Source organism: Micromonospora sp. ATLC16, from assembly GCF_057196645.1.
This window is the reverse complement of the sequence record NZ_JBXUOW010000008.1, coordinates 38,526-59,297: the sequence shown is the minus strand read 5'-3', so window position 1 is coordinate 59,297 and position 20,772 is coordinate 38,526. Positions and strand designations below refer to the sequence as shown.

Below are 20,772 nucleotides of genomic sequence, written 5' to 3'. Positions count from 1 at the left end.
CCTGCAGCGATGAACAATTCGCCCCGCCTCGGTTGTTCAGGCCGCTCGTCTCCTTCTTCGCGGTGCAGTCGCCGCCAACCGCGAGAGCAGGTGCCGGCCCAGTGAGCACCAGAGTCGAAAGGGCGCATGTCGTGAGAATCCCCGCTGCCACGCCTCTACGGAATCGTTTGATCTATCGATCCACCTCCCCGAAAATGTGAATGATGTTGTGCACGAAACCGGTTCGTAACCCGTCCGATACTCCTCGCGCGGTTAGGTCTCCGTCAATACTTAACTCATGATTCTTCGCAGGCCGGACGCCTCCTGATGGCAACGGGCCGCGGATCTTCTCGGTAGGTGCCCAGCGCTGGCGGGAGCACCGCGCACCGAAAACTTCCCGCCGGGCATGTAGATGCACGAAGTTCCGCTGCGGCTCGGCGAGGAAGAGAGGCGCTTCGACGACATGAGATTGATGTCTGAACGTCTGCTGGTAAGTCACCGATGCTACCGAATCCGCTGCAGGACCCCTTGGGGGCACACGACCGCTCTGCAGCCCGTGCCCCCCAGGCTTCAAGCGGCGGACATGGCCATGCCCGCCAGCCGCTCTCGACCGCTGGTGGTGGCTGGGCAGTCCATCGGGGTAAACCAGCTGCGACACGACGGGGGCGCATCGCCGTCGTGCACGGCGCGACGGTGGTCCCGCCACAGCACCGGTGCCTGCCGCGTGACGACCGGACGCGCCAGCGTCATGGCGCGGCGGGCGCGGCGCGCCGCAGCACACATGCCCCGCTGGCCGAAACACTGGAGGTTGCGGCAATCACGGCGATCCACCTTCCGTCGACGGGGTCACACACCACCCGGGCCCAGCAGGTCCAGGCCCGGGCGGTGGACACGATCGACGCTCACGCCGGCCGGAAGGTCAAGTCGTCCGCCGACCCATCGCACCTGTCGCCCGCCGCGACTCAGGCCGCCTGCTGGTCCTGCGGGCCGAACTTCCACCGCCAGTCGAGGCGGTGGCGGCCGAAGGTGCGGCGTTCGCCCTTGAACCCGGCGCGCAGGAGTTTGATGTCGGCGACGAGCCGAATGATCTCCCGCTTGACCGCGATGTCATCGCCGAGGTCCTGCCACGCCTGCACCGCCTCGTCGCCGATGCGCCCGCGCAGCACGGCCGGGATCCCGGCATCGGCGGCCCGTTGCTCGTGCTCGGCGATCTGGGCGAGGAGGCCCTTCTCGGCGCGGGCGTAGGCGATCGCGGTGACCTCGCCCTCCTCGCCGAGCTTGCGCCAGTCCTCCAACTCCCCGCGCAGCCGTTGTGCTTCGGCGCGGGCGTGCGCTACGTCCTCGTCGGTGGCGCTGGCGGCGGTGAGGATGTCGTACACGTCGGGGCGCGACAGCCACGCCACCACCGTGCGCTGCACGTACTCGTCCAGGAACTCGGCCTTCACCGCGGCGCACCGCTTGTGCAGGCAGGAGTACACCTGCCCGGTCCAGCCGTGCCGGTTCACCTTCTGCGACGACAGCGGCCCGTCACATACGCCGCAGCGGACCAAGTACGACAGCAGATGCACCGCGCGGGCGGGCCGGGTCGTGGTGCGCGACGGGTCGCCCAGCATCCGCACCACCGACCAGTACGTCTCCTCGTCGACGAGTGCGGGCCAGATGCCGTCGCCGACGATCTCGCCTCGGAGCACCCGCTTGCCGATGTAGGCCGGGTTCATCATCTGCTTGCGCAGGATTCCGCGCCGCCAGATCCCACCCTGCGAGGCCGGGATCCCGAGCCGATTGAGTTCGGCTTCACGGGCGGTCAGCGGCATGCCCTCGGCGATCTTGCGGAAGTTGTCCCGCACCACCTGAGCGTGCGAATACTCCGTCACCGTCCCGTCCGCCGCCACGGCTTTGCGGATCTCGGTGTCCGGCTCCTGGCGCAGCAGCGCCTTGGTGCGCTGGTCGTAGATCCGCCGGTACCCGTAGGTGACCTTCCCGTGCGGGCGGCCTGCCTCGGCGGCGCCGACGATGCCGCGCAGCACGTTGTCGCGGATCGAGTCGGCCATCCACTCTGCCTGTACGGCCTGGAAGCCGAGCATCATCCGGTCGTTCTTGTCCCGCAGGTCATACAGCACCCCACCGACCAGCCAGAAGTTGAGACCGACCTCGTGGCACATGTCCCGGATCTTCACGAACACCGCGAGGTCCCGTTCCTTGCGGGAGATCTCCCAGACCACCAGCACGTCACCCTTGCCGGCGAGGATCTGCTCGATCAACAACTCGAACTGCTCCCGCTCCTTCGTCGCGCGCCGGCTCGCCGAGCGGTGGTTGTCCGTGAACGACCCCGCGTCCGTCCAGGACCGCTTCGTGATCTCCGCCAGGTTGAGCACACCCTGGTCGTGGACACTCTTGCCCTGCTCCTTCTTGTCCTGACTCGCACGCTGATACCGCAGCGCCCGCACCTCTACGCCACCGGCCAGCAGCGCGTCCTTGCTGTCGAACCGGCCCCGGTTCCCCGACCGGGCCTTCCGCCGTACCATCAGAACCGTCCCCCTAGATCGACGTCCGTGTCGGCAACATCGACCATAGCTTCTAACGATTCTTGACGGTGCCGACCGAGCAGCCGAGCGCCGCGGCGACCTGGCTCTCGGGGAGGTCCTCCCAGTAACGCAGCACTAGCACCGCGCGCATCTGGGGGCGGCAGGTCGTGCAACGCGGCGAGCATCTCGTCGCGGACCACGACATCCGCCTGGGCGATGTCCCGGCCGGGTTCGCTCTGGGGCCGCCAGGAATCCGTGACACCGGCGAGAAACTCCCGGGAATCGAACCGCCGCCACAGCCTGGTCCGCTCGTTGACCATGGTCCGGCGGACGTACGCCATCGGTTCGTCCACCTGCCGCCACCGGCCCGTCGCCCGCATCAGCGCGATCTGCACCAGATCCTCGGCCGCGTGCCGGGATCCGGTCAGCAGGTACGCGGTCCGGATCAGGTCCGTGTACCTGATCTCGACGAACTCGCGAAGCCGTCATCGGTCACCTGAGCCCTCCAGCCCTGTCTGGGCATCGTCCATGACAGGAAGACCCCGGGTCGCCAGGAAAGGTTGTGCGGTGTCGACGCGGAGTGGGATTTTGCACTAGTAGTGCATCTTGTTTCGGTGGCGCTGACTGCCTAGCGTCTCAGCATGGCTGCCTCCTGGACGTTCGCCGTGGCCCGTGCCGAGCTGAACCGCACCACCCTGGTGGAGCGTGCCGTGCCCGCGCTGTCCGACGGCGAGGCGCTGCTGCGCGTGGACCGCGTCGGACTGACCGCGAACAACGTCACCTATGCGGTGCTCGGCGAGTCGATGCGTTACTGGGAGTTCTTCCCGCCCGACCGGCACGGGCTGGACGGGCAGTGGGGGCTGCCGCCGCTGTGGGGCTTCGCCGAGGTGGTCGCCTCGACCGTCAGCGGGGTCGAGGTGGGGCAGCGGGTTTACGGCTATCTTCCGCCGGCCGGGCACCTGGTGGTGCGGCCGTCGAGAGTGGATGGATCAGGTTTCCGGGACGCCAGCGCGCACCGGGCCGAGCTGCCCTCGCCGTACAACGGGTACCGCTCGACCGTCGATGACCCGGCGTACCGGGCCGACCAGGAGGATCTGCTGATCCTGTTCCGGCCGCTCTTCTTCACCTCGTTCATGCTTGCCGACCAGATCGTCGACAACGACTGCTACGGCGCGACGTCGCTGGTGTTCTCGTCGGCGTCCAGCAAGACCGCGTACGCCGCCGCCGTCGAACTGCGCGGGCGCGGCCCGCGCCTGGTCGGGCTGACCTCGCCCGACAACCTCGCGTTCACCCGGGCGCTCGGCTGCTACGACGAGGTGCTGCCGTACGACGGGATCGCCGCCCTCGACCCGGTGCCGACCGCCTACCTGGACCTGTCCGGTGCGCCCGTCACCCGGGTCGGCCTGCGGCGGCACCTCGGTGACCGGCTGGTCCGTGACATCGCGGTCGGTCTGACCAACCAGATCCCGAACGCCGATGCCGCCGGGGAGGTCTTCTTCGCCCCGGTGCAGATGCGCAAACGCCGCCTGGACTGGGGGCGCGACGGGCTCGACCGACGCTTCGCCGACGCCTGGGGGCGCTTCGCCGAGCTGGCCGGCGGATGGCTCGACGTCCAGCTCGGCACCGGCCCGGCCGCGCTGGAGCGGGCCTGGCTCGACGTGCTCGCGGGCCGTACTGCGCCCCGGGTGGGGCGGGTCGTCCAGCTCTGACCGGAGCGGAGCCGGCCGGAGACAGCGGCGACCGGGTGTGGGATGGATCACCGTTGGCGTTCCCTCCCTGTGCAACGATCGTTGGGCGTCATGCCGACTGCCCGGCTCCGTCGGTCTGCCCGAGCATCGCTGGCAGGCGGGCGGGAAGGCGCCACACCTCATACCCCTTTGGAGAGCACGATGTCCCTCTCTCCGGCTCGGATCCTCGCCGCGCTGAACGCGGTGCGACCGTCCGACCAAACATCCCCTGTCATGGGCAAGGCGGTGGTGATCGGCGGCAGCATCGCCGGCCTGCTGGCCGCCCGGGTGCTCTCCGATCACGCCGAGAGTGTGGTGGTCATCGACCGCGACGACCTGCAGGCGACCGGTGGGCGACCGGGCGTGCCCCAGGGGACCCAACTGCACGCCCTGCTGCCCGGCGGCTTCCTCCAGTTGGAGCAGCTGTTCCCCGGATTCCGGGACCAGGCGCTGGCCCAGGGGGCGATCGAGGCGCCGCCCGCGGCCCGGCGCAACTACCTGGACGGCCGGCTGAAGGTCGTCGTACCGGACGACGCCGACAGCCTGGCCGGCAGCCGGCCGCTGCTGGAGTCGTTGATCCGGCAGCAGGTGTTGCGGCTACCCAATGTCAAGACCGTCACCGCGCGGGCCACCGGGCTGGTGTTCGACGGTCCGGTGACCAGCGGGGTCCGGTGCGAGGTCGGCGGTTCGCCCGGTGTCGAGCACGCCGACCTGGTGGTGGACGCCATGGGACGGTCCAGCCGGCTGTCCGACTGGCTGGCCGAGGCCGGGTGGGAGCGGCCGGCGCTGCGGCGGATGACGGTGCACCTGAATTACGCGACCGCCCTGTTCCGGCGCCACGAGGCGAACCCGGAGCACGCGGTGGTGCTGGCGCTGCACAGTCCGACGAGGTACGTGGACGTGGCCGGTGCGGCGTTCTTCGCGATCGAGGACGGTCGGTGGATGGCGATGATGGCCGGTTACGGGGAGCACCGTCCCGGCCGTACCGCCGAGGATTTCGTCCGCCGGCTGCGGGAGCAGTTCCCGCCGGAGTTCGCGACGGTCGCCGACAGCGAGATCCTCGGCGACGTGCAGACCTACCGGCACGCCGACAGCCGGCGTCGGGACTTCCACGCGGTGACCCGGCTGCCGGGCGGGCTGGTCAGCGTCGGTGACGCGGTCGCCTCGTTCAACCCGGTGTACGGGCAGGGCATCACCGCCGCCGCGCTGCACGCGGCCTGCCTGGCTCACTACCTGCGGCCCGGTCCGGACCTCGCGCTGCCGGCCCGCCACTTCTTCGCCCTTCAGAGGATCGTGGTCGATGCAGCCTGGTCGATCTCGACCTCGGCCGACCTGGCGTTGCCGCACGTCGAGGGTCCCTACCCACGCGGCTACCGATTCTCCAGCTGGGTGAGCCGGCAGATCGTCGCGGCGACCGTCACCGACGTGACCACAGCCCGCCGGTTCAACGACGTCGTCTCGATGCGCAGGCACCCGAGTTCGCTGGCCACACCGAAGGTGATCCTCGGCGCCCTGCGCGCCAACCGGCGCGTGCGCTGACGTCCTCCGCGCCGTGCCTCCCTCTCACCCCCGAGCGGCCGAGCCTCGGCCGGCGACCGCTGGAGGACTGGGATCCGGTCCACCACGCCCGCGCCGAGGTGCGGTTCCCGGACCGGCCGGGTCCGCCGACGTCGCCGGCTGAGCACCGCGCGCTCACCTGCGTCGCCTTGTCGACCGGTTGGGGCCTGCCGCTCTCCGGGAGACCTGGCTCCGCGTCGCCGGAGTCGACCTGCCCGAGGCCGTCCGCCGCCAGGTGACCGCCGGTGGTGCCGGCTCGCCGAGTCACTGAGGCTCCTCGCCGGACCGTCGAGGTCAGGCCCGATGCTTGCGCTCATAGCAATGTACGCATATTTTAGGGGGCGGTGAGAGGGGACACGGGTGGGTGCCGGGCACGATCACGGGCAGCAGGCTGCCCGGGCGGGGGAGAAGCACCGCGGGCGACTGTGGGCGGCCTTCGCCCTGTTGGCGATCTTCATGCTGGTGGAGGCGGTCGGAGCCTGGGTGACCGGCTCCCTGGCCCTGCTGTCGGACGCCGGGCACATGTTCACCGACGTGCTGGGCATCGGCATGGCGCTCGCCGCGATCACCGCCGCGAGCCGGGCCTCCCGGGACGGTCAGCGCACCTTCGGCCTGTACCGGATGGAGGTCCTGGCGGCGCTGGCCAACGCGGTGCTGCTCTCCGGGGTGGCCCTCTACGTGCTGGTGGAGGCGCTGCGGCGGTTCGACGAACCGCCGGAGGTGCTGGTCGGCCCGATGCTGGCGGTGGCCGTCGGCGGGCTGGTCGCCAACGTGGTCGCCTTTCTGCTGCTGCGCGCCGGGTCGACGGAGAGCCTCAACGTGCGCGGCGCCTACCTGGAGGTCCTCGGTGACCTGCTCGCCTCGGTCGGCGTGCTGGTCGCGGCCGGGGTGATCGCGCTGACCGGCTGGTGGTACGCGGACCCGATCGTCGCCGTCGGGGTGGGCCTGTTCATCCTGCCGCGCACCTACCGCCTCGCCCGCGCCGCGCTTCGGGTCCTGGTGCAGGCCGCGCCGCCGCACCTGGACGTCGCCGAGGTACGCGACGGGCTGCGCGGGCTCGATGGCGTCGCCGACGTGCACGACCTGCACGTGTGGACGCTGACCTCGGGGATGGAGGTGGCCTCGGCACACCTCACCCTGGACGCCGGAGCCGAGCTGACCCCGGTGTTGGCCGCCGCCCGCCAGCTACTGCACGACCGCTTCACCATCGAGCACGCCACGTTGCAGGTCGAACCACGCGATGCCGAAGGCGTCTGCGGCGGCGCCCACTGGTGAGTCGGTCAGCGCAGCTGGACATCGTTCATCACCGTGCCCAGCTCGCGCTCGGCGATGTGTCGACTCTCATGGCGCGGGTACGACCTCCTGCCCCAACGGCCAGATCGCCGCCGGGACGAGCTTGAAGTTGGCCACGCCGAACGGGATTCCGATGATGGTCAGGCAGAGGCCGACGCCGGCGACGATGTGCGAGAGCGCCAGCCACCAGCCGGCCAGCAGCACCCAGATGATGTTGGCCAGACCCGAGGCCACCCCGACGCCGGGCTTGGGCGCCAGGGTCCGGCCGAAGGGCCACAGCGAGTACGACGCCAGCCGCAGCGACGCCACGCCGAACGGGATGGTGACGACGAGCACGAAGCAGATCAGGGCGGCGATACCGTAGCCGATCGCCAGCACCAGGCCGCCACCGAAGATGAGCCAGAGCACGTTCAGCAGGAATCGGATCATGCTCCCATGATGACCGCTGCGGGCCACCGGCCACCCGGGAGGCGGCGGGTGGCGCGGGCGGGTCAGCCGGTGACCCCGGTGACGTTGCCGCCGGACCTGGTGACGCGGTAGGTGACCTGGGCGCCACTCCAGTAGTGGAAGGTGAGGGTGACCGCCGCGCCGTCGCGGACCTCGCCGAAGAAGGTATCCGTCAACGTGATCCGGTTACCCGGGTAGTCGGGGCTGAAGGCCACGTCGAACTCCTTGAACGACGTCCAGTCGTGCGGGCCGGCGTTGCTGCCGTCGGCGTACCTCGCCTCCATGGTGGCGAGCTGGTCACCGTGGAACTGGGTCGGAATGGCGAAGGCGGCCGTCGTTCCGGTGGCGTTGGACAGGACCGCAGTGTCGTAGCTGATCACGTCGATCCGCCAGGGCACACCGGCCGAGAAGCGGGCCTGGAGGCTGGCGTTGACTCCGTACGCCCGGTTGCCGGCCAGCCGGGTCAGCGCGCTCGCGGTGATGGTGAGCTGGTTGCCGGAGACCGTGTAGTCGGTGCCCTGCGTCAGATTCGCGCTGCCCTGGCGCAACCCGGAGAAGGTGGTGCCGTTCAGGTTGAGGGTCAGCGACTTCGCGGTGATCGAGCCGGTGCGCGGCACGTACACCTGGTCGGACGACGCGGTGCCGGAGCGGGTCGTCCAGCTCGACCTGATCTGGGCCCACAGCTCCGGGTCCTTCCACTGGAAGGCGACCCGGTCGAAGTGCTGGCCATTGTCCCAGAGCTGAGTGGTGATCCGCCTGGATCGCGCGTAGTGCCCGAGGAACTCGAAGAACTTGAGCTTCTCGCCCTGCTGGATGGTGCCGGTGTGCCGGTCGAAGCCGAGCAGCCCGTACTCGCCGATGACGACCGGGATGTTGCGGGTCACGAAGGCGTCGTGCACCCGGTCGAAGGAGTCGGTCAGATCCTGCCGGGTGGTGGCGTCGAAGCGGGTGCCACCGGCGACGTTGACGCTGAACGGCCAGTAGCCGTAGAAGTGCACGGTCGCGATCAGGTTGCGGTCGTCGAGCTGGTTGATCGTCGTGGTCAGCTCGTTGATCCGGGCCTGCTCGGATGAGGTGTGCAGGGTCGGCAGGACCAGCATCCGGGTGGCGTTGGTGCCGCCCGAGGCGCGCACGATCCGGTGGAAGTTCACGTTCAGTTCGTGCAGCAGCTCCGCGTTCTGGGCGTCGCCGGAGCTGTTGGCGAACTGCGGCTCGTTGACGCTCTCGAAGTGCAGCCTGGGCGAGTGGTCCCGGAACGCCGCGGCGATCTGGGTCCACAGCGCGTTGTAGCGGTTGAGCACCGTGGTCCGGTTCGTCGGCATCTCGTGAATCCACTGCCACGAGTCGTGGTGCAGGTTGATCATCACGTAGAAGCCGTCGTCCAGGGCCCAGCCGACGACCTCCTTGACGCGGTTCAGCCAGGCCGCGTCGATCGTGTACGACGGCGCGGGGCCGTGGTGGTTGCTCCAGGTCACCGGGATCCGGATGCTGTTGAAGCCCTGCGCCCGTACGGCGTCGAGTTGGGCCTCGGTGACGCGTGGGTTGCCCCACGCGGTCTCGTCGGCGCCGACCGCGTCGAAGGTGTTGCCGAGGTTCCAGCCGGGCTGCATCGCGGCCACGTAGGCCATCGGGTCGCCGGCCGGCGGCGGGGTGCTCGGCGGTGGGGTGGTGCCGACGCTGCCGGTGCAGGCGACGCCGTTGAGCGCGAACGTGGTCGGTGCGCTGTTGCTGCCGGACCACGACCCGTTGAAGCCGAACGAGACGGTCTGGTTGGTGCCCAGGGCGGCGTTGTAGCTGACGTTGCTGGCGGTGACGTCGTTGCCCGACGAGGTGACCGTGGCGTTCCACGCCTGGGTGACCCGCTGTCCCGAGGGGAACGTCCAGGTCAGCCGCCAGCCGTTGAGCGGGTCGCCGAGGTTGGTCACCGCGACGTTGGCGGTGAATCCGCCCGGCCACTGGCTGGCCGCGGAGTACGCCACCCGGCATCCGGCCGCCGCGTGGGCGCTGCCGGCGGTGATCAGGCCAGCCCCGGCGAGTAGTACGGCGATGCCGCTGGCGACCACGCCGAATCGCCAACGTGTCCTGCGTGGTGTGCCCTTCAGCCCAGCCATGACGCTCCTCGCGTGGTGATGGTGTCGACGGGGTGGCTGGCCGGGCGTCGCCGGGCCACCGGAAACATCCGGCCGGCTCGCACCATAAGTTGGGATCATCAACTTTGTCAATCGACGCTCCGCGATATACGCACCTTCTGTGCAGGTGGGGACGGCGGTTTGGCGGGGGCCGCACCGGATCAGCGCACCGGAACGGTTGAATTTGGGCTTTCAGAGGATCGGTGACGACCCGTGGGGCGGGAGCGACGCCGGAGCCTGGAGTTGTACGCGATCCTCGCCGTCCAGGCGGGCGTGGCCGCTGCGCTCGCCTGGACGCTGGCGCACGAGCTGCTGAACCACCCGTCGCCGGTTGTTCGCCCCCAGCGCCGCGTCGGCACCATCGCCGCCGCGATCGGCCGGCGGCCCCGCCGCACTCTCGAACTCGCGCGGTACGCGCACGGGTTGCTCAGGACGACGTGGTTGAGGTAGCTCGTGGTGTGCCGCCACAGTCCGGCCAGGGCCGGGGAGGCGGGGGTCAGTCCGTTCTCGCGGCGCATCCGTCGCGCCGGTGGATCTCGCTCGTTGTCGATGTCAGGGGAGTTTCGTTTTTTGGGCTGATCGGTGCGGTCCGGCGTGCGCACCAGGCTGGCCGGCGACCCTCCGTGGCCATGATCATGCGAAGGGTGTCGAACGAGAGGTAGCTGATCGACCAACGGGTGAAGGGGTGGGGTGTTGGAGACCAAGGATCCGACGGACATCGTCCGACTGGCGACGGCTGAGGCACGCCGGCGGATCGCCGGTGAGACAGAACTGATCGGCATCGTGGGATCTCGCACGTCCGACCTGGGTGGTGCCCTGCGGGACGTGCTGCGCGGTGCACTGGTGGCGCAGCGGGTGTCGGCACCGACGCGACTGATCGCGCTCTGCCGCGACCTCGCCCTCGGGCCGGAAGCCTTCGACCTGCTGGGTCACCACCTGCTGGGTGCCCTGGTCGGCTACCGCCCGGGACCGGACGCGCTGGTCCGGGTGGGCGGGGCGCTCGGACTCGCGCGACGGGAGCTGTTCACCCGTCAACACCCCGTGCCCGGCGATCCACCCCGGCCCCCCAGCCGGGTCGGCCGAGGCAACAGCGCCGCCGTCCGCTACCGCTCGGTCAAACCGCCGGAGCACCTGCCCTCGCCACCGAACTGGACCTGCACCGGTTGCGGACAGGAGTGGCCGTGCGCGGTCAAGCAGAGCCAACTGCTCGCGGAGTTCGGCGGGGCCCGCGCCGCGCTCGCGGTCTACCTGGGCTCCTGTCTGCTCGCCGCCGCCCGGGATCTACCCGGGCTGCCGCCGGCCCGGGCGCGTAACCGCTTCCTCGGCTGGCTGCCCCGCCGGCCGTGATGAGCAACCGTCCGCCGGTCGACGACCGGCGGACGGGCTCAGGCCGCCTCCGGCAGGCTTGCGCGGACCGGCCGGTTGGCGCCGGCTCCGCTCGGGTGCCCGATCAGTTCGCCGCCGGCTCGGGCGCCCGTTCGGTGTCGTTCGCGGCGGGTGCCGCCGGCTCGTCCAGGTCGGACTGCTGGTTCGCCGGCTGGCCGGCGAACCAGTCGATGCCGCCCGGCCCGCCTGCCGCCACCGCCGCCGTCGCGCGAGCAACCGGATCCACCAACGGGCGGGCACCGTCCTCCGGCCCGGCCCCGACTTTGCCCGAGCCCGACTGTGGGTTGCCGGGCCTGCCAGTCGCGGCTCCGTTGCGGTCCTGGCCTGCCGGGTCGGCGGGGTCGGTGACCGTCCGCTCCGGATCCGACCCGGCCCGCTCGGCGTTCCCCTCGGTAGCGGCTGCCGCCCCCTCGGCCTGGGCATCGGCCGCCGAGGTCACCTCGCCACCGCCCGCCGTGGCCGCGTCGCCACCGGTCCGGGAGACCCCCAGTCGGGCGGCCACCATCGGGTACTCGGCGGTCTCGCCGCCACCGGCCGCAGCCGCCATCACCGCTGCGGCCGCCAAATCGGCGACCCGCTTGGCCTCCCGCTGCACCCGGGCCCGGGTCTCCTTGGCGTGCCGCTCGGCGGCCTCGACGGCCCGGCGTACCTCGTCCAGTCGCTGGCGCTCCGCCACAAGCTCGTGGCCGGTCTCCTCCAGCAGCTGCCGCATCCGGGTCAGCTCGGCCTCGGTGGCGTCCTTGGCGCGGCGGGCCTCGTCGAGCTGCTGCTCGGCGTCGTCCAACTGCTCGTGCAACTGGGCCAGTGCCTGACGCTGCTCCCCGACCTCAAGCTGGACGGCGTGCAACTGTTCCTCGGCTACCGCGGCCTGCTCGTCGCTGAACTTGCGCACCTCGGCCGCCTGCTCGTCGGCGCGCTTGCGGACCTCGGCCGAGTACTGCTGGGCATCGGCGATCATCGAGCTGACCCGCTGCTCGGCGGCGGTCCGTTGCGCGGCCAGCTCACGCTCGACGGCAGCCCGCTGCTCGGTCAGGTCCTCCTCGGCCGTGGCCCGCCGCTCGGCCAGTTCCTCATCGACCGAGGCCCGCCACTGCGCCAGCTCCTGCTGGCTCTTCGACCGGGCCGCCTGGATCTCCTGGTGGATCTGGGTACGCGCCGAGGTGGTCAGCGCCTCCGCCGCCGAGCGGGCCTGCTCGACCTGCTGTCGGCACTGCTCGCCGATCCGCTGGGCCTCCTGCTGGGCGCGCTCGTGCGCGGCCTCCCCGTCGGCGCGCAGCTTGTCGGCTCGCTCGCGGGTCTCGGCCAGCCCCGCGTCGGCCGCCGCCCGCAACTCGTCGTACTTCTTCTCGTGCTCGGCCCGCCGGGAGGCCAGTTCCTCCTCAAGGTCGGCCAACGCCTTGACGGTGCGTTCCCGCGCGTTGGCAAGCGTCTTCTCCGCCTCCGCCTGGAGCTTGGTGGCCCGCTGGGTGTGCGTGTCGATGATCGAGGCGGCCTGCTTCTCTGCCAGGTCCAGGATCTGGCCGACCATCGGGCCCACGTCCTGGAAAGTGGCCTTGTCCACTTGCGCCGGTCGCTGCCGCAGCTCGGCCATCTCGCTCTGGACCGCCTGGAGCTTGCCGCTCAGCTCCCGCAGCCGCGCCGTGGCCCGGTCCCGCTCTGCCGAGACCGCGGCCAGTCGACTGTCCGCCTGCTCGACATAGCGTTCCACCTGCCGTTTCTCGTACCCGCGCAGGGTGACCTCGAAGTTCGGCCGCGAGGCCAGGTCGTCGCGGACTGCGAACGGCTCCTCGCCGATGGACATGCCCCATCCTCCGTAGGATCGAAGAGCGCCACGCCGGCGGGCCGGCGACGGATGACGCGCAACGTTACCGCTGCTCCGACTACTCTGTCCTCCCACCCCGGTACGGATTTCGAGCCGACTGACGGATGGTCTGGCATCGGCGTCCCGCCCGATCGCACGTGGCTGCGCGCCCCGGGTGGGCGCTAGGGACTGGCCGTAGACGCGGCCTGACGTATCGACCCTGCTCGCCGGCGTCGAGAGGGGGCTGGTGGGGCGGCGAAAGTGAAACAAGCCCGCGTCTTGACACGTAGTTAGGTTAGGTTAACCTAACCTCATGTCGAGCGGACTGATGGTGAACGACGCCGAACAGAGCATACGCGGTGTCGACCTGCGCCTGGGCTACCACGGCACCACGGTGGTGCACGGCCGCACCTCGACGCAGGTGCTGCCGGTGGCGATAGCCCTACTGGTGATCACGCCGGCCGTGGTCGCCGCCCGGCCCGAGCTGGACCTGATGACGCTCGACGACGACACCCCACGGGTGCTCGGCGTCCGGCGGGAACGCACCCGACTGGTCGCGCTCGGCGCGGCGGCCACCCCGGTAAGCGCACCGACCCGACCCGGAGAGGCACCATGACCCACACTCTGCCCATCGCGCCCTGGCGGCTGTTCGCCGTCGAGGTCCGCGCGGTACGTCGGCTCAGCCCGTCCTTCGTCCGGGTCACCTTCACCGGCCCCGACCTGGACCGCTTCGCCGACAACGGGTACGACCAGCGGATCAAGTTGGCGTTACCGCTGCCCGGCCGGACCGGCGTCCGCCTTCCGCAAGGGCCGGACTGGTACGCGCAGTGGCGGACCCTGCCGGATCACGAGCGCAACCCGATCCGGACGTACACGGTTCGTGCGGTCCGGCCGTACCTGAGCGAGGTCGACGTCGACCTGGTGCTGCACGGCGACGGCGGACCGGCCACCCGGTGGGCCTGCCGGGTCAGCCCCGGCGACGAGATCGCCATCGTGGGCCCCGACTCGGCGTACGGCGGCGACCACGGCGGGGTCGAGTTCCAGCCCCCGTCGACCGGGCGCCTGTTGCTGGCCGGGGACGAGACGGCGGTGCCGGCGATCAGCGGCATCTGCGAACGGTTGCCGCTGGACGCGCGCGGCCGGGTGTTGCTGGAGGTCCCGGAGGCCGGTGACGCGCAGTCGCTGATCACGCCGCCCGGCATCGAGGTGACCTGGCTGCCCCGGGGCGCCGGTGGGTACGGCAGCCGGCTTGTCGCCGCCGTCGCCGCAGCCGCTGACGACCTGCTCGCCAGCACCCCAGTCGACGGAGGTCGGCCGCAGTCGGTCGACGAGGCGGACGTGGACCACGAGATCCTCTGGGATGTCCCCGACGCACCCCCGGCAGCACCGCTCTACGCCTGGTTGGCGGGCGAGGCCGGAGTCATCCGTACCATCCGCCGGCACCTGGTCGCCGAGCGCGGCCTGGATCGCCGCGCCGTGGCCTTCATGGGCTACTGGCGCCACGGCCGCCCCGACGCTTCCTGACCCCCTCCCCACCCTCCCTGTTGATCATGAGGTTGGCGGCAGTGTAGGAGATCAACACCGCCGCTAACCTCATGATCAACGACGCAGGGGAGGTGGGGAAGAGGGGGGTGGGTGGGGGGTCAGGGGAGGGGGTGGGAGATGTTGCGGGCGTGGTCGGTCAGGGCGGCGGCGACGACGGTCGCCTCCAGTGGGAGCACCTCCAGGCAGCGGCGTACGGCGGCAGCCATCAGCGCGTTCGGCACCCGCATGGACAGCGTGCAGTGCGGCACCCACCGGCCCGGCCGGTAGTGCTCCACCAGCGTCACCCCGCCCGCGACGAGCAGGTCGTGCACCCGTCGGTGGTGCGCCAGCAGTTCCGGGGTGGGTACCGGACCCAACCACAGCACCCGGCCGACGAACTGACCGGCGTGCTGGAATGACAGCCGCAGCGGTGCCGCCACCGTGGTGCCGGCCAGCGCCGCGGTGACCTGCTCCGGGTCGAAACGCGGCGCGACCGCGAGCGAGACGTGGGGCCGGTGCCGCTGCTCCAGCAGGGAGCGCATGCTCTGCACCCCCTCGGCCTCCAGCGCGTCCCACAGCATCCGGATCCGCCGGGTGGCGACGGTGTCCAGGTAAAGCTCCAACGCGGCGACCACATGATCACTCTAGGGTGGCGTCCGAGGTAGGTCACTCACGGCCCGGGGCGCGGCGACGCCGACCGTCCCAGCGGTTGCCGATCTGCCCGTTCGGCGGTCCACTGAATTACATGGGTGTCATCAAGGTGGGCACGTCCTCGTGGGCGGACCGGACGCTGGTGCGTTCCGGCTGGTATCCGCGTCAGGTGAACACCCCGGCCGGTCGCCTGGGCCACTACGCCGACCGGTTCGGGTTGGTCGAGGTGGACACGTCGTACTACGCGGTGCCCGCACCGGAGACCGCGCAGGGCTGGGTCGACGCCACACCCGACGGGTTCACCTTCAACGTCAAGGCGTTCAGCCTCTTCACCGGCCACCCGACGCCGGTCGCCACCCTGCCCGCCGACCTGCGCCCGACCGGCGGACCGACCCGGATCCGCCGGCGCGAGCTGCCGACGGCCGCGTACGACGAGCTGTGGAGCCGGTTCCGGGCGGCGCTGACGCCGATCGCGGCGGCCGGCCGGCTCGGTGCGGTGCTGTTGCAGTTTCCACCGTGGCTGGCCCGTGGCGAGGCGGCCCGGCGACGGATCATCGAGCTGGCGTCGCGCTGCCGGCCGTGGCGGGTGGCCGTGGAGTTGCGGCACGCCTCATGGTTCGACGGGACGGCGGCGCTGGAGACGCTGGCCTTCCTACGTGACCAGGAGCTGACCTTCTGCTGCGTGGACATGCCGCAGGAGCATCCGGACCCGGTGCCGCCGATCCCGGTCGCCACCGCAGACCTGGCGATGGTCCGGTTCCATGGCCACAGCAGCGCCTGGACCAGCGGCGACAAGGAAGACCGGTTCCGGTACGCCTACGGCGACGAGGAACTACGCCGCTGGTCCGAGCTGCTGGTCGACCTCGCCGGACAGGCCGACGAGCTGCACGTGCTGTTCAACAACTGCTGCGCCGGTCAGGCCCAACGCGACGCGGAACGGCTGTCCGGCCTGCTCGACGGGGCCTCCCGGCGGGCCGTACCGTCCTGACCGGACCACGCGGTGGCGCTCACCCGCGCCAGGTTCCCTCCGGGTGCATCCCGGTCGCCTCCTCCAGCGCGTTGTCCGGCAGGTCCCCATCGGCGGCGTCGTCCGGGAAGCTGCGCCGCGACGGCGCGGGGTCCGGCGGCGCCCCGGGCCCGGCCACCGGCGCACGGGTCGGCTCCACCGAGCCGAACCCGTGCCGCCCGGCGGGCCGGTCAGTCGTGTCGCCGGCGAGGGGGGCGTCCGCGCGTCGTTCACCGCGTCGTCCCTCGGGCACAGCGGTCTCCTCGCTGCCCTCGTCCATCGGGGAGTCCCCACCGGCGCCCCACGGCGGATCCGCGTCGAAGCCGTCGGTGGTCCCCCAGGGTGCGACACCCTCGGGTGCCCGGTCCTGCCTGTCCCTGTCCGTCATGGCCACCTCGCTGATCGGTGTCCGGTGGCCGCTCTGGGCGACACCGGCGCCCCGGCACCTGAGTGCGCCGGCGTTCGTGTGGTTCCGCCGTCAGCGGCCGGACATCGTCATCTGTCGGATCGCCTTGGCCGTCGCCATTCCGCCGGCGCCCTTGCCCATCGTCTTCGACGTGTGGCCCATGCCGCCCACGCGGCCGAGCACGCCGCGCATGACCTGCCCTGGCTTCTGCTGCTCACCCATGTACGCGGTGACCACGATCAGGGCGCCGGTCAGGGCCGGAATCGCCCATTGCAGCATCTTCAACTGGCGCTGGCACGACGCCACGTTCGCCGGGGTCTGCTGGTTTGGCTCGGTGACCCCCTCGACCGACGGCTGTCCGGCCTTGGCCAGCCGCATGCCGAGCAGTCGGCTGTACCCGGTGACCGCCAGGGCGCTGACGGTCAGCGCGGTCTTCACGGCGCTGGCCCGGCCGACCCCGGCCTGGGCGACCATGCGTGGGCTCTCGGTCACCAGCTCGCCGACCGCCCCGGCGAGGTGGGCGCCGATGGCCGCCGCGTTGACCGGCGTCCACCGGCTCCAACCGGTCGACGCCATCGAGAGTCGTTGGGTCGAGTCACCCATCCGGGCTGCGGCACCGTTGACACCGAAGGCACCCATCAGGGAGCCGCCGAACCAGGCCGCCAGGCCCAGGTCGTGCATCGAACGCAGTGCGGTGTGGCTGTCAGACATTGGATCCCCTTCCACCGTGTCGGGCGCAGCGGCTTACCCAGGTTCGGAACCGCTAATCGCCCGGTCGGGGCGGGATGAGCCGGTCGGGGTGGAACGCCTCCCCGCCTCAGGTGCCGGTAGCTCGGTCACGCGCTGGGTAACCGAGGATTTCGACCAGGTTGCCCGTAGCGGCGGTGAAAGCCTCGTAGATCTCGTCATCGAAGTGATTGCGCCAGTCGCCGGCCTTACCCTTCCGGTAGTGGGAGATCCGACCCGAGTTCTCTTGTTCCTTCCGCATCCGCGAGAAGCTGTAACGGTCGAGGAGGTCCGCCAGCTCGGACGGCGGCAGGGCAATCCCGCAGTGCCGCATGAGCTGATCCACCTCGTCGAGCTGCTGCTCGCCGGTCAGGGCCTCGTATCGGAACAGGCGGAACTTGTCCGACGGCTTCGCAGTCGCCCACGACCGTAGGCTCTTGAACAGATTCCGTTCGGAGAGGCGGTTGATGGCGTACAGCATGCCTTCCTTCATTGACTTGTCCTGCAAAACTTTCCGAGCCTGCGGAATGTCGCCCATGGGGGCATGCGAGTTACGTAGAGAGAAGTAGCTCGAGACGACAATGTCACGGGGATCCCGGATGACGAAGAAGGCGCGATGGTTGTCGGATTTCGAGATCGCCTTGAAGCGTTTGTAGGAGCGGAAGACGGCCAGTGCCGCACGGCCCGGCGGGATGTCGTGGAGGCGGCCCTTGTAGAAGCGTGGATCGTACGGCAGCAGGCCGGAGTGGCGGTAGACGACGGGATCGCTGAACAGCGCCTTCACCCACTGGCTGCCCGTTTTGTGAACGGTGCAGTGGTAAATGTTGTCGTATTCGCAGCGCGCGACCACCGGTACTGTCAGCCGCATCCGACTGTTGTGGGCTTCGAGCTGTGCGCGCCGAATGACGACACGTACCGAATTGGGTGCGTGCTGCTTGGCGAAATCGAGCGTTCGATTGATCATCATCCGAACCTTTCCCGTGTGCCTACAAGACGAGGTTGATCACGTTTCTTCTCGCCTGGGTCGTGTCGGCCGCAAACCTCCGGGCTGCGCCGTCAACAATGCGCTAGGAATATCCCTGACGGCCCTATTAATGTCAATCCCGAAGTGGATCTTATCGGCCGCCCGGCGGTGGCCGCGTCAGCGGGCCGGCAGGCTGGCCGTGAAGTCGGCCACCCGCGCGGCCAGCGGCCCGTCGGCACGTACCCAGGTGAAGTGGTCCAGGTCGGTGCCCGGCACGCCGTAGCGCTCACGCTCGACGGGAGCTGCGGTCAGCTTGGCGCAGAGCCGGTCCAGGCTGGGATGCGGGGTGTACTGGTCGCCGTCGACGCTGATCGCCAGCACCGGGGTGTGGATCCGGCGTATCGCCGCCTCGGTGTCCACCCCGTCCAGCTCGGGAAAGTGTCCGGTGCGGGCGATGTGCGCCCAGTCGCGGATCACCCCACGCGCCTGCCGGCCACCGAAGCCCCATCCGGGCCAGACCCCGAGCAACCGGGCCGTGGCGGCGATGCCCTGGGACACCGGCAGCAACCCGTACCGCCGAGGGCCGGTGAAGTCACGCCAGTAGGGGATGCCGACCGCGATCAGGGCCAGCCCGTCCACCTCGTCCTCGCCGTGCAGGGCCAGGTGCACCACGGTGACCAGACCGCCGAGGGAGTGCCCCAGCAGCAGGGTACGCCGGCCGTTCAGCCGGGGTTTGAGGGCCGCCCGTACCGCCCCGATGTCGGCGGCCAGTTCGGCGTAGCCGTACCGGGAGCTACGACTGGGCGGGGGAGTGCTCTCGCCGGTGCCGCGCAGGTCCGCCACGACCACGGCGAGCCCGGCGGCGCGCAGCGCGGCGGCGAACGGCCGGTAGTAACGGGCGCGGACCCCCATCGCCGGTGCGATCAGCACCACCGGGGCGTCGGCCACACCGACGGGTTCCGGGTAGACCTGGATGCCCAGCCGGGCACCGTCAACCTGGACGAATTCCTGCTGGTACTCCACCGCGTTCACGCCAAACAGGCTACGGGCGGGTAGGTAGCGGCTGGGGGTCGCCCCCGCCGGGACTGCGTCCCAGCGAGGTGTGCCCCGGAACCGGCCTGGTTCCGGGGCACGCCGTGACCCGTCTGGTGCGTTCAGGAGACGCTGATCGCGCCGTTGGAGCCGCGTACGCAGGCGACCGAGCGGGCGGCGGTGGTGGCCGCGCCGGAGAGGCACTGGCCCAGTACCTCGTGCCCGGCGGCGTTCGGGTGCCACGACTCCTGGCAGGTCTGGAAGTAGCTCACACAGGTGTTGGCGATCCGCTGGATGGCGATCTTGTCCTTGCCGGAGAGGCTGGTCACGAAGGTGCCGTTCGGCGGGTTGTCCATCAGCCGGATCGGGGTGGCCAGGGTACCGGTCGGGCTGTTCGTGTTCTCGCAGAGCCGGGCGCCGTCGAAGGCCCGCTGCACGTTGAGGTAGACCAGGTCGGCACCGGTGAACTCGGCGGCCAGGGTGTCTCGGGCGGAGCGCACGATGGTGCCGAGCCCCTGCGAGAACCGATGACCGGGAGCGAGGCTCGCCCGGTGGATCGGGCAGCCGGCCGCGTACCGCTCGGCGCCCAGCGCGCGGAACTTGTCCCGGGTGTCGTCCCGGTTGTCCTCGGAGTGGTACGTGGGGGCCAGGTCCAGCGGCAGCGGGTTGGTGTAGTCCTGCAACACCACCCGGTGCTGGCCGTCGGCGTCCACTTCGCGCAGGGTGGTCAGGATCTGGCGTACGGCTGCGGTGGTCTCCGCCGTCGCGGCGGTGATCTGAGCGGCGGTGGCCAGGTCGGCGTCGCTGCACGGCTTCTGCTCCACCGGCCCGTTCAGGTACGCCCAGAACTCCCACCAGCCGGTCCAGGCGTCGGCGATGAACTGGTTGGCGCACTTCTCGGCGACGCCGCCGAAGGTGAACGAGCTGTTGTTCGAGCCGAGCCCGATCAGCACCAGGTCGATGTCATGGGTCTGGGCGACCGCGCGGAGCTGGTCGAGTTGGGCGGCGACCTGGCGGCCGTTCGTCCGGGCCGACGAGGCGGCGGCGACGTCGTGCGGCTGGCCGCCCGAGCAGGCCAGATTGAACCGGTCCTGGATGCCGGGCAGTGTCGCCCGGTGCAGCGAGGCGTTGGCGGAGCGGTGGCAGAAGAAGGCGTTGCTGTTGGGTGCTGTCCACCCCGGGAAACTCCGCGCCACGCCGGTCGCGTCGACCACTGGCTGGTAGGAGCCGGCACCCTCGCCGCTGATGAAGCTGTCACCGAGGGCCACCGCCGCGGTGGGTGGTGCGGCCGAGGCGGCGGGGGCCGCGACGGCGGTGGAGAGGGCCGCTGCGGTGACGGCCAGGGCCATCGCGGCGGCGGTACGACGCAACGCGGACATCGGCTTCCCATCCGTTCATAGAAATGTGAAAGATCCTCCGTTGTGGTGATGAGATCACGCAGGTGTGACGAACGTCAACAGTGGGAAACATCTGTGACGGACGGGTCCAGCGGGTCGCGGAGGCTCCCGTGGCCGGCGTCGCGCACCGTCGCCGGGGCATAAGGCCGGCAGCCGGGACGTTGGCCACAGCAGGTCCGCCAGCAGCGGTACCGGCGTGCCGGGCGGGTGTCCGCACAGGTC

19 protein-coding genes and 1 pseudogene are annotated in these 20,772 nt (G+C 70.6%); 8 read left to right on the top strand and 12 right to left on the bottom strand.

Translation table 11 applies throughout. From position 1 onward, the window contains the following. Positions 1–941 precede the first annotated feature (941 nt). The 3 genes and pseudogenes from AC2CHE_RS05700 to AC2CHE_RS05690 form a co-directional block, all read right to left on the bottom strand. The gene (locus tag AC2CHE_RS05700) at positions 942–2,504 is read right to left on the bottom strand and encodes a recombinase family protein (RefSeq protein ID WP_484503828.1); all 1,563 of its coding nucleotides are present in this window, start codon (positions 2,502–2,504) and stop codon (positions 942–944) included. Between the two features lie 52 nt (positions 2,505–2,556). Further along, entirely contained in the window at positions 2,557–2,655 is a 99-nt protein-coding gene (locus tag AC2CHE_RS05695) for a sigma factor-like helix-turn-helix DNA-binding protein (RefSeq protein WP_484503827.1), read from the bottom strand. 196 nt (positions 2,656–2,851) lie between these two features. Then, positions 2,852–2,902: pseudogene (locus AC2CHE_RS05690) on the bottom strand (hypothetical protein); the annotation flags it as partial. A gap of 243 nt (positions 2,903–3,145) precedes the next feature. On the opposite strand from AC2CHE_RS05690, the gene AC2CHE_RS05685 reads away from it, so the two are divergent. From AC2CHE_RS05685 to AC2CHE_RS05675, 3 genes are all read left to right on the top strand, one after another. Further along, positions 3,146–4,213: a DUF2855 family protein gene (locus AC2CHE_RS05685; protein WP_484503826.1), complete on the top strand. Its 1,068-nt coding sequence runs from the start codon at positions 3,146–3,148 to the stop codon at positions 4,211–4,213. Between the two features lie 180 nt (positions 4,214–4,393). After that, on the top strand, positions 4,394–5,770 hold the full coding sequence (locus AC2CHE_RS05680) for an FAD-dependent oxidoreductase (RefSeq protein WP_484503825.1): 1,377 nt from the start codon (positions 4,394–4,396) through the stop codon (positions 5,768–5,770). Positions 5,771–6,148: 378 nt separating this feature from the next. Beyond that, on the top strand, positions 6,149–7,063 hold the full coding sequence (locus tag AC2CHE_RS05675) for a cation diffusion facilitator family transporter (RefSeq protein ID WP_484503824.1): 915 nt from the start codon (positions 6,149–6,151) through the stop codon (positions 7,061–7,063). 66 nt (positions 7,064–7,129) lie between these two features. On the opposite strand, the gene AC2CHE_RS05670 is transcribed toward AC2CHE_RS05675, so the two are convergent. Then, a complete protein-coding gene (locus AC2CHE_RS05670; protein ID WP_093403068.1) occupies positions 7,130–7,510 on the bottom strand; it encodes a YccF domain-containing protein in 381 nt (126 codons plus the stop codon). A 62-nt stretch (positions 7,511–7,572) separates the two neighbouring features. Beyond that, a complete protein-coding gene (locus tag AC2CHE_RS05665; protein ID WP_484503823.1) occupies positions 7,573–9,639 on the bottom strand; it encodes a cellulase family glycosylhydrolase in 2,067 nt (688 codons plus the stop codon). 231 nt (positions 9,640–9,870) lie between these two features. Here AC2CHE_RS05665 and AC2CHE_RS05660 point away from each other — a divergent pair, with 231 nt between their 5' ends. Both AC2CHE_RS05660 and AC2CHE_RS05655 read left to right on the top strand, forming a co-directional pair. Beyond that, a complete protein-coding gene (locus tag AC2CHE_RS05660) occupies positions 9,871–10,107 on the top strand; it encodes a hypothetical protein (protein ID WP_484503822.1) in 237 nt (78 codons plus the stop codon). Between the two features lie 243 nt (positions 10,108–10,350). After that, complete coding sequence (locus AC2CHE_RS05655; RefSeq protein ID WP_484503821.1) at positions 10,351–11,004, top strand: hypothetical protein; 654 nt, start codon at positions 10,351–10,353, stop codon at positions 11,002–11,004. 103 nt (positions 11,005–11,107) lie between these two features. Here AC2CHE_RS05655 and AC2CHE_RS05650 read toward each other — a convergent pair whose 3' ends face one another. Next, on the bottom strand, positions 11,108–12,844 hold the full coding sequence (locus AC2CHE_RS05650; protein ID WP_484503820.1) for a hypothetical protein: 1,737 nt from the start codon (positions 12,842–12,844) through the stop codon (positions 11,108–11,110). A gap of 313 nt (positions 12,845–13,157) precedes the next feature. On the opposite strand from AC2CHE_RS05650, the gene AC2CHE_RS05645 reads away from it, so the two are divergent. Both AC2CHE_RS05645 and AC2CHE_RS05640 read left to right on the top strand, forming a co-directional pair. Next, on the top strand, positions 13,158–13,460 hold the full coding sequence (locus AC2CHE_RS05645; RefSeq protein WP_484503819.1) for an iron chelate uptake ABC transporter family permease subunit: 303 nt from the start codon (positions 13,158–13,160) through the stop codon (positions 13,458–13,460). Next, positions 13,457–14,368, top strand: a complete 912-nt coding sequence (locus tag AC2CHE_RS05640) for a siderophore-interacting protein (protein WP_484503818.1) — start codon at positions 13,457–13,459, stop codon at positions 14,366–14,368. The genes AC2CHE_RS05645 and AC2CHE_RS05640 overlap by 4 nt, the downstream gene beginning before the upstream one ends. Before the next feature lie 119 nt (positions 14,369–14,487). Here the strand turns inward: AC2CHE_RS05640 and AC2CHE_RS05635 are convergent, their stop codons facing one another. Then, the gene (locus AC2CHE_RS05635; RefSeq protein ID WP_484503817.1) at positions 14,488–15,003 is read right to left on the bottom strand and encodes a 2'-5' RNA ligase family protein; all 516 of its coding nucleotides are present in this window, start codon (positions 15,001–15,003) and stop codon (positions 14,488–14,490) included. Between the two features lie 110 nt (positions 15,004–15,113). Between AC2CHE_RS05635 and AC2CHE_RS05630 the strand changes: the two genes are divergently transcribed. Beyond that, the gene (locus AC2CHE_RS05630; RefSeq protein WP_484503816.1) at positions 15,114–16,007 is read left to right on the top strand and encodes a DUF72 domain-containing protein; all 894 of its coding nucleotides are present in this window, start codon (positions 15,114–15,116) and stop codon (positions 16,005–16,007) included. A gap of 19 nt (positions 16,008–16,026) precedes the next feature. Here AC2CHE_RS05630 and AC2CHE_RS05625 read toward each other — a convergent pair whose 3' ends face one another. The 5 genes from AC2CHE_RS05625 to AC2CHE_RS05605 all read right to left on the bottom strand — a co-directional run bounded on the left by AC2CHE_RS05625 (position 16,027) and on the right by AC2CHE_RS05605 (position 20,532). Further along, complete coding sequence (locus AC2CHE_RS05625) at positions 16,027–16,413, bottom strand: hypothetical protein (RefSeq protein WP_484503815.1); 387 nt, start codon at positions 16,411–16,413, stop codon at positions 16,027–16,029. Between the two features lie 90 nt (positions 16,414–16,503). Next, positions 16,504–17,142 (bottom strand): hypothetical protein, encoded by a 639-nt coding sequence (locus AC2CHE_RS05620; protein ID WP_484503814.1) that lies wholly within the window; start codon positions 17,140–17,142, stop codon positions 16,504–16,506. Between the two features lie 106 nt (positions 17,143–17,248). Further along, on the bottom strand, positions 17,249–18,121 hold the full coding sequence (locus tag AC2CHE_RS05615; RefSeq protein WP_484503813.1) for a sulfotransferase domain-containing protein: 873 nt from the start codon (positions 18,119–18,121) through the stop codon (positions 17,249–17,251). 177 nt (positions 18,122–18,298) lie between these two features. Beyond that, positions 18,299–19,144: an alpha/beta hydrolase family protein gene (locus tag AC2CHE_RS05610; protein WP_484503873.1), complete on the bottom strand. Its 846-nt coding sequence runs from the start codon at positions 19,142–19,144 to the stop codon at positions 18,299–18,301. Between the two features lie 131 nt (positions 19,145–19,275). Next, a complete protein-coding gene (locus AC2CHE_RS05605) occupies positions 19,276–20,532 on the bottom strand; it encodes an SGNH/GDSL hydrolase family protein (RefSeq protein WP_484503812.1) in 1,257 nt (418 codons plus the stop codon). Positions 20,533–20,772 lie beyond the last annotated feature (240 nt).

Coding starts and splice junctions, on each gene's coding strand:
- AC2CHE_RS05700 (WP_484503828.1), bottom strand. CDS start 2,504: ATGGTACGGCGGAAGGCCCGGTCGGGGAACCGGGGCCGGTTCGACAGC.
- AC2CHE_RS05695 (WP_484503827.1), bottom strand. CDS start 2,655: ATGCGCGCGGTGCTAGTGCTGCGTTACTGGGAGGACCTCCCCGAGAGC.
- AC2CHE_RS05685 (WP_484503826.1), top strand. CDS start 3,146: ATGGCTGCCTCCTGGACGTTCGCCGTGGCCCGTGCCGAGCTGAACCGC.
- AC2CHE_RS05680 (WP_484503825.1), top strand. CDS start 4,394: ATGTCCCTCTCTCCGGCTCGGATCCTCGCCGCGCTGAACGCGGTGCGA.
- AC2CHE_RS05670 (WP_093403068.1), bottom strand. CDS start 7,510: ATGATCCGATTCCTGCTGAACGTGCTCTGGCTCATCTTCGGTGGCGGC.
- AC2CHE_RS05665 (WP_484503823.1), bottom strand. CDS start 9,639: ATGGCTGGGCTGAAGGGCACACCACGCAGGACACGTTGGCGATTCGGC.
- AC2CHE_RS05650 (WP_484503820.1), bottom strand. CDS start 12,844: ATGTCCATCGGCGAGGAGCCGTTCGCAGTCCGCGACGACCTGGCCTCG.
- AC2CHE_RS05645 (WP_484503819.1), top strand. CDS start 13,158: ATGTCGAGCGGACTGATGGTGAACGACGCCGAACAGAGCATACGCGGT.
- AC2CHE_RS05640 (WP_484503818.1), top strand. CDS start 13,457: ATGACCCACACTCTGCCCATCGCGCCCTGGCGGCTGTTCGCCGTCGAG.
- AC2CHE_RS05630 (WP_484503816.1), top strand. CDS start 15,114: ATGGGTGTCATCAAGGTGGGCACGTCCTCGTGGGCGGACCGGACGCTG.
- AC2CHE_RS05625 (WP_484503815.1), bottom strand. CDS start 16,413: ATGACGGACAGGGACAGGCAGGACCGGGCACCCGAGGGTGTCGCACCC.
- AC2CHE_RS05620 (WP_484503814.1), bottom strand. CDS start 17,142: ATGTCTGACAGCCACACCGCACTGCGTTCGATGCACGACCTGGGCCTG.
- AC2CHE_RS05615 (WP_484503813.1), bottom strand. CDS start 18,121: ATGATCAATCGAACGCTCGATTTCGCCAAGCAGCACGCACCCAATTCG.
- AC2CHE_RS05605 (WP_484503812.1), bottom strand. CDS start 20,532: ATGTCCGCGTTGCGTCGTACCGCCGCCGCGATGGCCCTGGCCGTCACC.